This is a genomic window from Streptomyces sp. NPDC002574 (assembly GCF_042889545.1).
GTDB lineage: Bacteria > Actinomycetota > Actinomycetes > Streptomycetales > Streptomycetaceae > Actinacidiphila.
Map to the genome: position 1 here is coordinate 347,395 of NZ_JBIARB010000005.1, position 15,119 is coordinate 362,513.

Annotated in this window: 8 protein-coding genes; 3 read left to right on the top strand and 5 right to left on the bottom strand. The window is 70.2% G+C overall.

Annotated elements, in window-relative coordinates:
• Positions 1 to 32: 32 nt before the first annotated feature.
• Positions 33 to 593: a histidine phosphatase family protein gene (locus ACFYXS_RS14185; RefSeq protein ID WP_389247581.1), complete on the top strand. Its 561-nt coding sequence runs from the start codon at positions 33 to 35 to the stop codon at positions 591 to 593.
• Here ACFYXS_RS14185 and ACFYXS_RS14190 read toward each other — a convergent pair.
• The gene (locus ACFYXS_RS14190; RefSeq protein WP_389247583.1) at positions 590 to 1,216 is read right to left on the bottom strand and encodes a YigZ family protein; all 627 of its coding nucleotides are present in this window, start codon (positions 1,214 to 1,216) and stop codon (positions 590 to 592) included. The genes ACFYXS_RS14185 and ACFYXS_RS14190 overlap by 4 nt on opposite strands.
• Positions 1,217 to 1,304: 88 nt before the next feature.
• Here ACFYXS_RS14190 and ACFYXS_RS14195 point away from each other — a divergent pair, with 88 nt between their 5' ends.
• Both ACFYXS_RS14195 and ACFYXS_RS14200 read left to right on the top strand, forming a co-directional pair.
• Positions 1,305 to 1,712, top strand: coding sequence for a CoA-binding protein (locus ACFYXS_RS14195; RefSeq protein WP_389247585.1), 408 nt, complete (start codon positions 1,305 to 1,307; stop codon positions 1,710 to 1,712).
• 227 nt (positions 1,713 to 1,939) lie between these two features.
• On the top strand, positions 1,940 to 2,926 hold the full coding sequence (locus ACFYXS_RS14200) for a DNA cytosine methyltransferase (RefSeq protein ID WP_389247587.1): 987 nt from the start codon (positions 1,940 to 1,942) through the stop codon (positions 2,924 to 2,926).
• Positions 2,927 to 3,296: 370 nt separating this feature from the next.
• Here the strand turns inward: ACFYXS_RS14200 and drmB are convergent, their stop codons facing one another.
• Genes drmB through ACFYXS_RS14220 form a run of 4 tightly spaced genes read right to left on the bottom strand, consistent with a single transcriptional unit; the run spans position 3,297 to position 15,083 of the window.
• Entirely contained in the window at positions 3,297 to 5,162 is a 1,866-nt protein-coding gene (gene drmB / locus ACFYXS_RS14205) for a DrmB family protein (RefSeq protein WP_389247589.1), read from the bottom strand.
• Positions 5,159 to 8,407, bottom strand: coding sequence for a helicase-related protein (locus tag ACFYXS_RS14210; RefSeq protein WP_389247591.1), 3,249 nt, complete (start codon positions 8,405 to 8,407; stop codon positions 5,159 to 5,161). The genes drmB and ACFYXS_RS14210 overlap by 4 nt, the downstream gene beginning before the upstream one ends.
• Positions 8,404 to 10,320, bottom strand: a complete 1,917-nt coding sequence (locus ACFYXS_RS14215; RefSeq protein ID WP_389247593.1) for a UvrD-helicase domain-containing protein — start codon at positions 10,318 to 10,320, stop codon at positions 8,404 to 8,406. The genes ACFYXS_RS14210 and ACFYXS_RS14215 overlap by 4 nt, the downstream gene beginning before the upstream one ends.
• Positions 10,317 to 15,083, bottom strand: a complete 4,767-nt coding sequence (locus ACFYXS_RS14220; protein ID WP_389247974.1) for a DEAD/DEAH box helicase — start codon at positions 15,081 to 15,083, stop codon at positions 10,317 to 10,319. Before ACFYXS_RS14220 ends, ACFYXS_RS14215 begins: the two co-directional genes overlap by 4 nt.
• Positions 15,084 to 15,119 lie beyond the last annotated feature (36 nt).

Below are 15,119 nucleotides of genomic sequence, written 5' to 3' on the forward strand. Positions count from 1 at the left end.
CCGCCGCCCCGCCGCACCATCACCCTGCGGGTATGACCGTCTTCCATCTGGTGCAGCACGCCGAGAAGGAACGCACGCCCGGCGACCCGGGGTTGACCGGGGCGGGACGCCTGCAGGCCGCCAGGACCGCCGACCGGCTGCACCACGCCGGTGTGCGCGCCGTCTTCAGCAGCCCCTTGCGCCGGGCGCGCGAGACCGCCGCATTCATCGCGCACCGGACCGGCCTGCCCGTTCAGGAGGACGTCCGCCTGCGCGAGCGCATCAACCGGGACGCGTCCCGTTCCGCGGAGGACTTCCTGAGGGACTGGGCCGCCACCGTGGAGGACCGGGATTTCCTGCCCGCGTCCGGTGACTCCTCCCGCGCCGCCGCGGAGCGCCTGCGCGCCTGCCTGGCCGACCTGGCCGGAACGCCCGGCCCTGTCGCCCTCGTGACCCACGGCGGCGTCACCGTGGACCTGCTGCGCACGCTGCTCGGTGACGCGGCGGTGCCGGCCGCGCTGATGCGCGACGGCGTCCCGCCCTGCGCGATCACCACCCTGGACGGCCTGTCGGTCGTGACCGTCGCCGCGACCGCGCACCTGGTGACGGGCTAGACGTCCACGTACGCGCTGCCCGAGACCTCCATGCCGGCCGAGCCGGCCGAGGCGTCGGCGAGCCAGCCGCGGAAGGACTCCAGTTCCTCCTCGGGGACGCCGAGCTCGATGCGGACGTCGGCCGCGTAGGCCACTCCGCGCACCGCGCGGCCGGCGGCGCGCAGGTCGTTCTCGATGCGGCCGGCCCGCTGGTGGTCGACGACGACGGTGACGAGGGCGAGCTTCCGCCGCTCGACGGTGCCGAGCTCGTCCAGTGCCGCGGAGACCGCGCCGCCGTACGCACGCACCAGTCCGCCCGCCCCGAGCTGGATCCCGCCGTAGTAGCGGGTGACGACCGCGACGACGTCGCGTATCTCGCGGCGCAGCAGCACCTGCAGCATGGGGGTGCCCGCGGTGCCGCCTGGCTCGCCGTCGTCGCCGGCCTTGTGCACGCGGCCCTCGGCGCCGATGACATAGGCGAAGCAGTTGTGGCTCGCGCCGGGATGCTCCCGGCGGACGCGGGCGATGAACTCCTGCGCCGCCGCCTCGCTGGACACCGGTGCCAGGGCGCACAGGAAGCGCGATCGCTTGATCTCGCTCTCGTGGACGCCCGCGCGCCCGATCGTCAGATACCGCTCCACCACCCCGCCACCCTACGGGAATGGGCGGGCGGCCCCTCTGGTTGACTGCTGCGGACGGCTGTCGAAGGCCGCAGGTCCGAGGGAGGACGACGTGCACGAAGACGACGCGGCGGTACGTGAGCTGCTGACCGGTCTCGGGGACACCTGGGCCGTGGTGGGCCTGTCCAACAACACCTCGCGCGCCGCCTACGGCGTGGCCCGCGTGCTGCAGCGCTACGGCAAGCGCGTGGTGCCGGTACACCCCAAGGCCGAGGCGGTGCACGGCGAGCAGGGCTACGCCTCGCTCGGGGACATCCCCTTCCCGGTGGACGTCGTGGACGTCTTCGTCAATTCCGACCTCGCCGGCGCGGTGGCGGACGAGGCCGTCGCGATCGGCGCCAAGGGCGTCTGGTTCCAGCTGGACGTGATCGACGAGGCGGCGTACGCGCGCACCAAGGCCGCGGATGTGGTCATGGTCATGGACCGCTGCCCGGCGATCGAGATCCCCCGTCTCGGCTGATCCGCGCACCCGCCGCCCACGGTCTCCGCCGCCGAAGGGCCCAGCATTCGGACGAACGCCGGCACCGGCTGGTTCCTTGCCATCGATTCATCAGGACAAGGATGTGATCATCGTCGCCGGGGGCTCAGCCGGTCTGAGCGCCGGCGACGACATCACGCGGACTGTGCGCGAGTCCGGCATCTCCGTCCATCCGGCGTCGCGTTTCCCCACGAGCACGAACGGTGGCCATGAAAAAGCATCGCCTTGAGCGCCTCCGTAGTCTCGCCGTGTGCGCCGGCGCCGGTGGCCTCGCTCTTGGCCTGGAGCAGGCGGGTTTCGATCCCGTGCTGCTCCTGGACAACCGTCCCGTGGCCTGCGAAACGCTGCGCCTTAACCGCCCCACGTGGCGGGTCCTCGAGACCGATCTGCTGGGTTTCGATCCCGTGGAGCACCAAGAGGCCTACGACGTGGATCTCCTCGCGGCCGGATTGCCACGGGTGAAGGCCAGCGCTGCCGTGCGACGCGAGAGCAGCGACGAGGAGATCCGCATGCTCGAGGCGACGATCATGCTGATGCACGGTGTCCAGCCGCGTGCCCTGCTGATCGAGAACGTCCCCGATCTCGTCTCCAAGCCCGCGTACGAGTCGATCCGAGCGTACGTCGCCACGGAACTCGAACACCTCGGTTACCGGCACTGTTGGTTCGTCGTCAACGCGATGCACCACGGCGTTCCCCAGGACTGGAAACAGGGCGTCCTGGTCGCCTTCAAGGGGAACGTCATCGACGGCTTCGTCACGCCGGCCCCCGATACGGAAGTGCCGATCACCGTGGGTGAGGCACTGTGTGCCTCCATGGCAGCACGTGGTTGGCCCCACGCCGCCGCCTGGGCGGCGCAGGCCGATCGAGTGGCGCCGACTCTCGTCGGCGGCTCCTGGAACCGCGGGGGAGCCGATCTGGGGCCGACCGGATCGAAACGGTCGTGGGCACGCATGCGCGTGAACGGCGGCACCGTCGCCGACGAGGTCCCCGGACCAGGCTTCCCCTGGGATATGTCGCTCGGCGTCAGGGGGATGGTGGCGCTGACCGTCGAACAGGCTGCGTGCCTGCAGGGATTCCCGGACGAATGGTCATTCACCGGCCGCAAGACGGCCCGCTACCGACAGGTGGGACACGCCTCACCGCCACCGGTGGCACGCGTACTCGGGCTGGCCGTCAGGGCCGCGTTGGGGTATTGAGGCATCGGCGCCCGTCAGGTGGACGGTTCGATGTGGGTACCTCTCTGAGCGCAACCGGTGACCTATGGATCGGCCGGCGAGCAAACATGCTGGTGAGAGCTGCATGCGATCTGCCGCTCCCGCCGCACCGGCAGTGTCCGCACGCTGAAAGTGATCAACCGGGGACCACGTGAGCCGGTCCGAGATCGCGGATCTCTTCGCCGGGCCCGGCGAACCCGCATCCTTACGGCGGCGCTCGATCTCCCGCGGCGTGCCGACAGGAGATCGAGCGCCGGACTACGACGGCTTCTGACCCGCGACCCGCACAGCGCGACGCCGCTGGGGCGAAAGGGCAGCCGCCGCCTCCCGCGCCGATGCCGTCTCCAGGCGCTCAGGGAGTGAGCAGATGGGAGAAGAAGCCGATCGACGGATCCTCCGGGCTACCGACGAGAAGTGCCCTGTCGAGGAGGCCGTTGTTGTACTCGCAACTGGTCTCCGGCAGCATCACGCAGGCATGGCAGGCGGCCACGTTGGTACCGCCCGCACCGGAGGCGCCGCTCTCCAGACAAAGAGGGTCATTGGAACACCATTCGGCACGGAGGATCGACGAACGCACGGCCTGGGCGAGACGCTCGGGTTCGCCCTGGGCCACGAGGCCACCGAGGCTGCCGGCCGAGTCGCTGGTGGCCGTGTAAATCAGCACCCCCGCCATCTCATCGCCCGAGTAGATCCGTTCGCGGAGCGACGCGGAGGGATAGCCCGAGTCCAGGCTCCACTCGTTGATCATCACGTGAGCGAGGACGTGAAGTACGGCCATGCGCGCGGTGGCTGGCGAGAGCGGAACACGAGTGGGGTCCGAGGCCCGCTCCGTGAGCACACGCTGGTGGCGTTCGCGCATCCGCTCCACACGGGCGACGACGGCGGGCCGCTCGGCCCAGGCGTCGAGCCGTGCCTCGTCGAGCCGGAGGAACACGCCCTCCCCGTTGACCTCCATGGCGGGCAACCAGCGGGTGGGGTCGAGCGAGAGGTCCGCTTCGTGGCCCTCCGAGGAGGTCTCGGGGTCGATCACCCGGGTGAAGGCCTTCAGTGCGCGCACCTCGCGGAGCTTCTTCACAAGCATCGGTCCGACCAGGCCCGTACCGCCCAGAGGCTTCTCGTCGCCGACGGGATCCTCGCAGACGAACTGCTCGGAGTGGGAGCCGGAATCCTCCGGGTTGCCCGCGCACAGCCGCTCGTACTCGCGGTCGCGCAGCGCCCGGTAGCGCCGCTCCTGATCGGCGTCCGGACCGTCGTCGCCGGCGAGGTCCTCGGCCTCCATGGCGGCGAGCAACTTCACGACCTCGTCGGCACTCACGGGGGAAGGCGCCCCCTTGAACGCGCCCTTGAGATAGATCTCGATCTCCGCGGCGGTTGAGTACGAACGCAGAGCTTCCCAGTGCTCGTCCAAGGCGTGGACTCGGGTGTCGCTCCACGGCGGGATCGACAGCGCAGAGCGGAGTACCGGCTGCCACACCGAGGACGAACCGCGCTGAAGGGTCCGGGGCGGCTGGGAGCAGGGGATGTCGGGTGCGTCCTTCAACCAGGGGCGCCTGCCTTCACAGCGGATGTTCAGGTCCTTCAGGGCACCGCGCCGGAAAGAGCCTTCCATGGACACCTCCGGCACTCCGCAGGAGCAGGAGAGAACCACCGCACGGAGCGAGGAGCTGCGACCCGAGGATTTCAGGCTCATCCGGCCTCCGCAATGGCCGGCCTCGCCGTCGGCGCGTCGGCCGCGGTGCAGCCACTTCCAGTAGGGGAAGTCGGCAAGATGGCCGTCCTCGCAGGCCACCACGAAACGGGAGGGCACCAGCGGCTCGGAGCACTCGGCGCACTCGTTTCGGCCGGGCGGCGAGTTGAACTTCCGGACGTGGTCGAGCGCGTGGCATTCGGGGCAGTGGTGCCACAGCGGGAAGCGGCGCACCCGCAGTCCGTCACGGCTGTCGTCGCCGGACGCGGGCGGCAGGCGGAAGTGGTCGACGCCCAGTACCCGGGCGAGGCGCGGCTCGTGGATCACGGGTGCCTCGTCGCGGGACCAGTAGCGGTCCGCTCCGTCGATGCCGGCGACGATGAACGACTCCTGCTCGACGGCGATCAGCGACCCCACTCCATAGGTGGTGATGGCCTGGGCACGCCGAACCGCACCACGGCGGGGCAGCGAGCGGGCCGGCGCGGAGGAGCCGTCGGCGCCGCGGCGGCGCCGGGAAGGGGGCGGGGTCATCGGGATGCCTCCATGAACAGGGCGGACTCGGCGTCGACGTCGCGGAGGGACCACAGGGTCTCCCACGCCTCGAGGTCTTCCAGGGCGTCGTCGAAGGATTTGAGCAGCGAAGGGACACGGCGTCCCCGCTTCGGCTCGTAGTGCAGGCCACCGAGCGACTCGGCCTGCCCGTGCCACCAGTCCACGAACTCGTCGAAGGCGGCCTCCACGTGGGGCAGCTCCTCGGGGGCGACGGCCTCGACCCGTTCGAGGATCCGCGGACGGACTCGTTCCCGGAGCTCGTCCCGGAAGAGGTCGATGTCGCCCGCGGCCTCGTCCTTGCGAGCGGCCGGGATGAGAATGCGGGCGAGGGCGACGACCACGGCGTGCAGGCCGCGGTCGCGGGCGCGGGCGGAGAACGGGGTCACCGAGGTGGATTCGACCTCGCGGTAGAGAGCGGAGTGGAAGTGCTGGAAATTCTCGTAGTGGGAGCGGTCCCGGGAGCGACCGGCGTTGAGCATCACCGCGACAAGGCCCGGGTGGGCACGGCCCACGCGGCTGGTGGCCTGGATGTATTCGGCGGTGGTCTGCGGCTGACCCATGACAGCCATCAGGCCGAGCCGGTCGACGTCCACGCCGACCGCGATCATGTTGGTGGCCAGGAGCACGTCCACGACGTCGCTGCCGGGCAGCTGCCGCTCTATCTGCTTCAGGCGTGCTGGGATGTCGCTGGCGTCCACGCGGCTGGTGAGCTCCGAGTAGTTGTCGACGGAGCGCGGCTCGCTTCCGTCGCGCTCGGCCAAGTGCTCCAGGTAGGCCACCACGTCGTCGTGGACCTGGAGTTCAGCGGCGGACAGCAGGCGCAGGCTGTTGAAGTAGCCGACCAGCGTCCAATAGGCGTCGCGCACCTCCTCCGGTGTTCCGGCCCGCTTCGCCTGGTGGAGCAGGGTGGCATACGTACGGATCAGCAGCGTCGACTGGCTGGTGCCCGGGGCGAGCAGGCCGACGTAGCGACGGGATGCCTTGTCCCGGGCCGGGGTCTCCACAGCGAACCACGAGTCCCGGGAGTCCAGGCCGGCTGGCGGGAACTGGCGCACCTCGCGGGAGAACAGGGCCCTGCCCTGATCGGCGGCACGCCGAATGGTCGCGGTCGAGGCGATCACCTTGGGCCGCTCGGCGAGCACGTCGACCGCCGTTTCGTACAGTCCGGTGAGGGTGCCCAGCGGACCGGAGATCAGATGCAGCTCGTCCTGCACGATCAGCTCGGGGGGCGGCGTGGAGTCCTGACGGTCCCGGTTGAACAGAGCCGCGGTCTGCGGCCGCCAGGGCATCGAGGCGAACTTGTCGACGGTGGCGATCACCAGGGTCGGACGGGCCCGGTACACGGTCTCGTCCACCAGATGCACGGGCAGTCCGCCGGAGAAGGCGCAGCCCGATCCGGGACAGCGCACGTGCATGCGGACGGCTTCCTCGTCGACCGTGTAGTGGTGGGCGTCGAGGGCGGTTCCGCACCACGGACAGGCGTGCAACTGGACGGGGTTCTCCTTCTGGAGCACCTTGCCGGAACGAGCCGCGAGCAACTGCCCGGAGGCGCTCCCCAGCGTGTTCGGGGTGGCGGAGCGACCCACCCACATGCCGATGGAGATCTCCTCGTCACCCAGCTCGGCAGGGTTGTCGCGGCGCATCCGCTCCATGGCGCAGATCAGAATCGCGGCACGCTCGAACTGCTGGAGGGTCAGCAGGCGCAGGGTGTAACGCATCAGGACGGTGACTCCGCCGCCGGCCGCCCCGCGCCGCATCCGGCGCAGGAAGGCGGTCAGCGCGATCAGGCCCAAGTACGCCTCGGTCTTGCCGCCGCCCGTGGGAAACCAGAGCAGGTCCGACACGCCTCGATCGCGGTGCTCGGAGTCGTCCACCCCGGCCAGGCACAGGAGCACGAAGGCGATCTGGAACGGACGCCAGCGCGCGGACGTCGGATCCGGCTCGCCGACACGCCCGCCCTTGACCCATGCACTGCGGGCCCGCTGCGTCGCCATGGCCCGGTTGGCGAGTCGGAAAGCCGCCATGAGATCGGCTTTGCCCCGCAGCAGGGCGATACCTTCCCGAATCCGCAAGAGGGATTCCTGGCACGCGCCGATCTGTGCCGAAGCGGCCTTCTCGTACGACGTGCCGGCGAACGCGAAGGCCTCGGCCCGCTTGCGGTCGATCCATCCCTCGTAACCCGCCGCCAGACCTTCCAGCGCGGCGATCACCTGCGCGTCGGAAGCTTGAGCCAGGCCCAGCATTGTGAGTGCCCGGTCGTCGATCTCCGGGTTGGAATCGGTCAGCAGCACCTCGTGCGTCGGGACGATCTCGGTGCGGACCTCCGCCACCGCGGCACGCTCTATGTCGGCGACACCGACCGGGGGCGGGTTCCAGTCCCACACCGCCGCGCATCCGTGACCAGTGGCGAAGGTCGGGGCGTGCCGGTGCAGCAGTCGGCTGGTCTCGAGTTCGGTGTCGATGGCGGACAGTGCCGCCGGACGCTCCACGAACGCGCTCGCGCCATCGGCGGCCCGGACCGTCAACCCGACCTGGAACAGGGCGAAGGCGTCCTGGAGTTCCTTCTCACCGACCTTCTGGACGTTGACCAGCGTGACCGTGACCGTCACCGTGTCGGTGTCCGGGGACGGACGGCGCACGTGCACGTCGAGGCGGACCGTGCCGTCGATCAGGTCGCGCGAGGCACCGCGCCCCGGAAACGTCACGTCGACCGGTGTGTCGGGCAGGTCCAGCTCCACTCGACGCCAGCGTTCCCGCTGGTCGGATGTGGTGCGGGCCTCGCTGCGACGAGCCGAGACCTTGCGTCCCTCCGCGTCCTCCGGCTCGTACACGGCGGCGCGGGCCAAGACCACGATCTCCCGGCACACGGCCCGGTCGACAGCGAAGGTCAGACCGACCGTGGAGGGGCGCCGGTCACCGGCGTTGGGACGCTCGGCCGCCGAGCCGGACTCGTCGAGGCTCTCCGCCCCGCTCACGGGCTCCTCGTCCAGGCCGTCCTCCTCGGAGGCGTCCTCCCGCAGACGAAGGCCGGCCTCGGCGTCCGCCGGACGCGGGAAGAGCACGCCCATGGGATAGCGCGTGACGGGGGCATCCTGGTCGAGCACCTCGGCGCGGTCCTCGGCCGGGGAGTCGGCGTCGGGACCCGACAGCTCCCGCCGGAGGCGGGCCACCAGGTCCTCGCGTACCTCGTAGTGCGCGGCGTGCCGCCCTGCGTGGATAGTCATTCCTGCTCCTCCTCGGTCCCGGCGGATCGCCGGAACCGTCCGATTCCACTGATGCGCGGGGCGATCCACACGCCATGGTCACCGAGGCCCGCGTTGGCCCCGGCGGCTGTGCTTCCCGCGACGGACTCCAGGCAGTCGACGCGCAGACCGACGATCTCCTCGGGCCACTGGATCTCCCATTTCGTGCCAACCTTCAGCACGGAATGGAGCTCGCCCCTGAAGGTCTCGGATACGTCGCCGATCTCCCGCCCCTCGTGGAGCAGCGCGTACCGGGGGCTCTGCTCGGCACCCATGGGCAGGGAATCACGCAGCCGCAACGTCACCGCGTCCCCCCGTCGTACCCGCCCCACCAGGTACGACTGGGCTCCGGAGGCGTCGTTCGAGGCGTCGGCCGGTTCGAGGGCGGATACATCGCCGGCTCGCACCTCGACGCCGTCGCGACGCCATTTGTGTCGCGAGGTCGGAACCCCTCGGTACCAGCGACCGGTCGGCCTGTGCTTGAGCACCGTCACCGTCTCCGGCGCGGCCACCCGGTACAGGTCCTGCCGAGCCCTTGTCATCGCCACATACAGAGCACGTGCCTCGGCGGGCACATCGAGTCCTTCGTTGCGGCGACGCAAATCGGCGATGGTCGGCGGGGTCAGGAGCACCACACGGTCGAACTCCAGACCCTTCGAGCGGTGCACCGTCGACACCACGAGTCGCGCCGGTTCCGGGTCGGCCAGCTCGTCGGGGAAGCGGCGTTCCGCCACCAGCCTGCGCAGCCGGGTCACATCGAGCGTGCCCCGACCGGCACCGCGCGCCGCCACTCGCAGGGCCCGCCACACCCGGTCCGGGTCTACGCCCTCGGGCAGGAGCATCGAGTCGAGCAACTCACGCAACCGTCCCTCGGTGAGCGTGGCGGCCTCGGCGCGACGCAGCAGCTCGGCAGCCCAGTACGGCACCGGCCGGTCCTGGAGCGAACGCCTCAGTGCGTGCGCCACTCCGTGGGTGTGCAGGAGTTCCGAGACGAGCAGGGCCTGTCGGTTGTCGCGGGTCAGGATCGCGCAACTGCCCGGGAAGGACCGCAGCGAATCCAGGGTGAACGCGTCGCTGATCGAGCCCAGCTCGGGAAGGTCGAACAGCAACTCACGCAGCTGTCCGTGAAGCCGTTCCGCCGCCGCGTCCGCCCCTTCGGTGGCGCTGCCGATGCCCTGCACGGCCGGACCGAGCGGGAGCGCGGTGCGCGCCTCCGGCGTGACAGCGCGGAAGTTCCGCGTCAGCCGCAGCTCCACCAGGTCGTCCGGGTAGGAGGCGCGCACCCAGCGGAGGAATAGATCGGCCCGGTCGGCGTACTCCTCCGGATCCTGGATCTGGAAGTCGTAGATCGCCTGGGCGGAGTCGCCGACGAGGGTGAACCCGCAGGAGTCCTGGAGCCGGTCGAGCAGCGACTCCACCATCTCCCGGCGCGCGCCGACCAGATCCTGCACCTCGTCGATGATCACGTGCGTGGGCGGGCCGGCCTCCAGCGACTCCAGGGCTCCCTTGTCGATCGCCTCGGTCGCGGCCCGGATGCGTTCGTCGAAGGAGAGCGACGACCACTGCCCGTCCGGGTACACCTGCACCAGCAAGGAATACGCCCAGGCGTCGAAGGTCTGCACGCGCACCCGCCGGGCGTGCTCGCCGTGCCGGGCGATCCGGTCCCGCAACTCACGGACCGCGGCACGGGAAAAGCTGAGGACCAAAAGCTCCGAGGCCTCGAGTGCCTCGTCCGGGTCGACATGGCCGACCAGGGCGTCCATGCGACGCACCAGGGTGTGGGTCTTGCCCGCGCCCGCCCCGGCGGTGACCAACAGGCGAGTGTCCCAGGGCCGGTCCACGACGGCCTGCTGCTCGGCCGTGAGGCCGGGGCCGTCTTCTAGGGAGAAGGTCACTTCTTGCTCCACAAGTGCTCGAACTTGGTGAACGCGAGAGCCGTGTCGAAGTTCCGGATGTTGTCCCGGACGTTGAGGATCAGGCACGTGTCCTTGCCGCCGTTGCGGGGACCGCGCAGACCGCGTCCGATCATCTGCTGGTACACATTCGGGCTGTAGACAGGACGGGCAACGACCACCGCGCGCGTGGCGGGGGCGTCGAAGCCCTGCGTGAGGACCCCGTAGTTCGTGAGCACTCGCACCCTGCCGTCACGGAAGTCCCGGACCCGGGCCCGACGGTCACTGTCGGAGGTGGTGGAGTCCACGGAGGACGCGGAGATCCCCTGGTCCTTCAGACGGGCGGCCAGGTACTTGGCGTGCTCGACCGAGGTGGCGAACACCAGCACCGGCCAGTCGGCCGGCATCGCGGCGATCTCCGAGACGATGCGTCGGCTGCGGTCGTGGTCGTCGGCCAGCCGCTGCTCGGCGGCCTTGGACAACAGGCTGAACTGCTCAGCGCTCTCACGCTCCTGACGGGACAGCTCGATGGTGCCGCCGGCCAGTTCCCGGTGCTCGACCTGCGCCAGAACTCCGAGGTCCTGGAGGTGGCCGTAGGCATCGTCGGAGGGGAAGACTCCCTCGTCCAGCCGACGACCGCCGAACCGGTTGACCAGGCGGCCGGTCTCCTCCTCGTTGTGGCCACGGAACGGGGTGGCCGTGAGGCCGAGCAGGTGCCGCTCAGTCCGGTGCTGCGTCAGGCCGAGCAGGCTCAGGATCTCGGTGTAGCGCCGGGTGGTGGCCACGTGCGCTTCGTCGACCACGACCAGGGCGGCCGCCCGCAGCCAGGCGTATCGGTCGGTCTCCAGGCAAACCTGGAGCTTGGCATCGGTGGCCACGACGAGCTGCGGCCCGTCGGTGATCGGGGCCGCCTCGTTCGAGGTCCACAGTCGGTTGATCGTCAGTCGGGTCTGCGCGCCGGCCTTGCCCCAGACGAACTGCCAACTCTGCACCGCCTGCTCGCACAGTTCCTCGGTCTGGGCGATCCACAGGATCGGCCCCTTGAGGTCACCCGTCTGCTTCACCCAGCGGATGACGGCCTCGGAGGTGACGCGTGTCTTGCCGGCGCCGGTGGGCAGCGACAGCATCGCGCGTTGCGGGGCCAGGCGGTCCAACATCTCAAAGATGTTGAGGGCGAGCCGCTCCTGGTAGTCGTGCAGGCGCGGGAAGTCGCGCGGACCGTCGACCGTCAGGCTCTGCTCGAGGGTCGGGGCCCGGTAGCCGGCGAAGGGGGCCGGCAGACCGAGGTCGGCGACGAAGGACACGGCGGCCGAGCCACCGGTGTACGACGACGGGGCGTTCGCGAAGCGTTCCTGGATGTCGCGGGCGTGGGTCTTGAGGACCGTGTCGCCGTGGGCGTTGAACGACATCTGTGCGATCCGACGCCCCGTGGGCTCCTGTCCGTCCAACTCCTGTCTCTCGGCATCCATCAGCCCGGCGGGCAGCCGGTCGCGCAGGGCCTCCGCGCCGATCAGGAGCTCGAGCTTGGCCGTCACGTCCGCCGCCTCCCGAATCGCCTTCAGCGCGGCTCGCACCTTCTCGTCCTGCTCCTGGCGGGACTGGGCGTCCAGCACCGCGCGGCAACCCGAATCCCCCATCCGCAAGCCCAGTTCACGGTCCACGGCCCGGAGGGCGTCGAGACGGTCGAGCGAGTCCAGGACCTTGATCACATTGCCCTGGCGGGCGCTCTCCAAGGACTTCGCCCGGGCGCCGCGCGGCGTGCGGACCACCTCTTCCAACGTGGAGCAGCGCAGGAGTGAATAGGTGCCGACGGAGGCCCCCATCCTCTGGCGAAGCGTCGGGAACTCCTCGGACAGCGGTACCGCCTCCACGCTCGACTCGTGGCGGGTCTCGCGGCTGACGACGTCGTCGTGGCGCAGCATGCCCCACTGGTCGACCATCAGGTCAGCGGACTCCTGGTCCGGCATCAGCAGTGCCGGTACCCGCTCCGCCCGCAGCGACCGGTACTCGTCCCGGTTCGCGGCGACGGCGATCTCGCCGTCCTCCCGTGCGTCCCAGGCATCTCCGATCCGGCATCGGGTGAGCGAGCCCTCGGGGAAGTCGATCCCCAGGCGGGTCAGCAGGGCGTACGTCGAGCCGACGAACGCGTCGTCCTCGCTCTCCTGCAGCTTCTCCAGAAGCTGCGCCCACTGCTGGGAGCGGACCTTCTCGACGCTGTCCGCGAGCCCCAGCTTGCGGGCCTTCTCCTCGCTGATCGACGCCACCGGGAGTACGTCGCGGTACGCGTCGAGCTGCGGGCCGACGGCGTCCTTGGGGGACTTGAGCCCCTGCGAGGTCTTGACCCGACCGTGTCGAAGGAGCATCCATCGGATCGGGGACTGAGCCGTCCGACGCGTGCCGGCCTGCGCGCCGATCTGCAGCGTCCAGTTCTCGATCAAGGCGTCCTCGGGCAGCGCCTGGAGGAAGGCGGCGCGCGCCTCGTCCGAGAGGCGGGGCAGCAGGTGCAGGGGTCCACCGACGGGAGCCCCCTCGATCCTTGTCTTGCCGAGAGTCGGCCGGCTCGCCCGGTTGTCGAGCGTGCTGCAGTACGCCGCGTGAGCGGCCTCCCGGTACTCCTCGAACCAGGTCTCAGCCTCCGGCTTGTGGCCGGAGGTCGGGCGGTCCCGCAAACCGGCCTCGCGGAAGAACGCCACGTCATCGGAGTGGAACCGCATGTCCACCGCGACCCCGGGGTCGCTCTCCGCGGTGACGACGATGCCGGGCAGCATGCTGTCGCGCATGAGGTGGAAACGGCCGTCCGCGGTCCGCACCATCAGGGTGTCCATCGGCGCCGGTACCCGCTTGGTCACCTCGTGGCCCACCACGGAGGCACCGGCCCGGTGGAACAGATCCCAGAACCGGTTCCATTCCTGCGGGCCGTACGAGGAAAATCCCTGGTCGAGGACGCTGACGAAGCGCCCCCGGACGTCGGCCTCCTGGATGCCGAGAGTGGTGAGAGCAGAGGAGAGCGACGGATCGTCGGACAGGGCCCGATCCACGTAGACCAGCGACTCCCGCAGACCGTCCTCCTCCGCGCGCCGGTACACCACACCGCCCACCGGGGCGACCATGCCGTGCTCCTCGGTGAGGACGATCGCGGCCTTGCGGGCCTCGGCGGCGCAGGAAGCCTTGGACTCGATCATGTCGGCGACGATCCGGACGGCGGTCTCCGAAGCCTTCGCCGAGCCGTCGGAGACGAGGGACTCGAGCCACTCGACGACCGAGGCCCGCTGGCGTCCGGCCGCGGCGAGGATGTGCTGGATCTTGCCGGACCGCAGGTCCGTGGCCTCGACCGAGGGATGCGTCCAGTCACGGGGGCGACCGGCGTACGCGTGCCACATCCGCAGCCAGCGGATCTGCGAGGTGCTGTCCCGCCCCAGGTCGGGGTGGATCTTCACATCGCGGGGGATGCGCAGGACTCCGTCCTGGTCCGGCAGTGACGGGCGCGCCGCGGTGGCCGCCCAGATCTGCTCGGTGAGCAGGCGGTCGGCCCAACTGATCACCTCCGCGCCCCTGGTACGACCGGGCAGCAGGGGGAGGTACGCACCGGGGTCCTCGGAGGGGGCGAGCGCGGGCAGCGACTCGACCACCAGACGGGCGGCCACCTGGATCATCTCGACGTTGAAGGGCGAGGAGTCCAGCAGGTTCTGCCGGTCCTCGTTGGTCTTCCAGGCACCGTTCAGGATGCCACTGAGGGTCATCTCGTACTTCGTCGGGAAGAAGGACCAGAACCGGCCCCGCCCCCGAGCGTCGGCGGCACTGAGCAACCCGGACTTCTCGTCGGCTCGGTACCCGGGCACGGCCCAGGCCACATCGATGGACACTCGGTCGTGCAACTCACCGGCGTCACGGCGGGCAGCAGCGGTCGGCTCGTGCGTGCGGGTGAAGACCCGCCACTGGGAAGTGGCCGGCGGCTTGCCGACGCGCTCCTCGTGGATGGTGCGCAGGTCGCCGTGCTGTTCGGCGCGGAGGGCCCGACGGGCGATCGGGCGAGGCCGGCGGTCCTCCAGTACCACCGGACCGACGTGCGGGGAGAACAGGTGGAAGCCGGACGGGAACTCCTCGCGGGTCTCGTGGCTGGCCACGCCCTGATGACCGTGCATGTCCTTGCCCAGGCGCTCGGCCGCACCGGGCAGCAGCGGCAGACGGACCACCGTGGTCGCCCACTCCAGCAGTTCGTCCAAAACCCGGTCCCGGAGGCGCTCGATCGCCATGTCCAGCTCGCGGGCCATGCGCAGCACGGGCGCCTCGAAGTGCTCGCCGTGCCGCTCGCGCACGCCGGGGACGTTTCGGATCTGCTCGTACGACCAGGCACGATCGAACCCGAAGCTGCCGTCGCGGCTGAAGAATTCGGGAGTGTCGGTCACGACGAGCACCGACTTGACGCCGACGCCGAACCGACCGATCTGCCCACCGCGCTTGCGGGACATGCTCATGCGCAGGATGGTCTCCGCGCCCTCGGGCGTCACGGGGTTTCCTTCATTCGCGCAGTACAGATGGGTGTCGCTGAGGACGACGTGGACCCGGCCCCCGGGCTCGTCGCGAATCTCGTCGGCGGCGTTCTGGACCAACTCGAAGAGCTGACGGTCGCCGTACCCGCCCTGGGTGATGCGGCGCTCTCCGTTGGCGTGCTCGGGGATCAGGCCCGGGTCGACACGGTAGGTCTCCAGGACACGAAGGGACTGCTCGGTGACGGTGCGGATCACGGGGGACTGCGGGTCGGCCACGAATGGTTCCACTTCAGAACGATGGGCTGGGAAGGA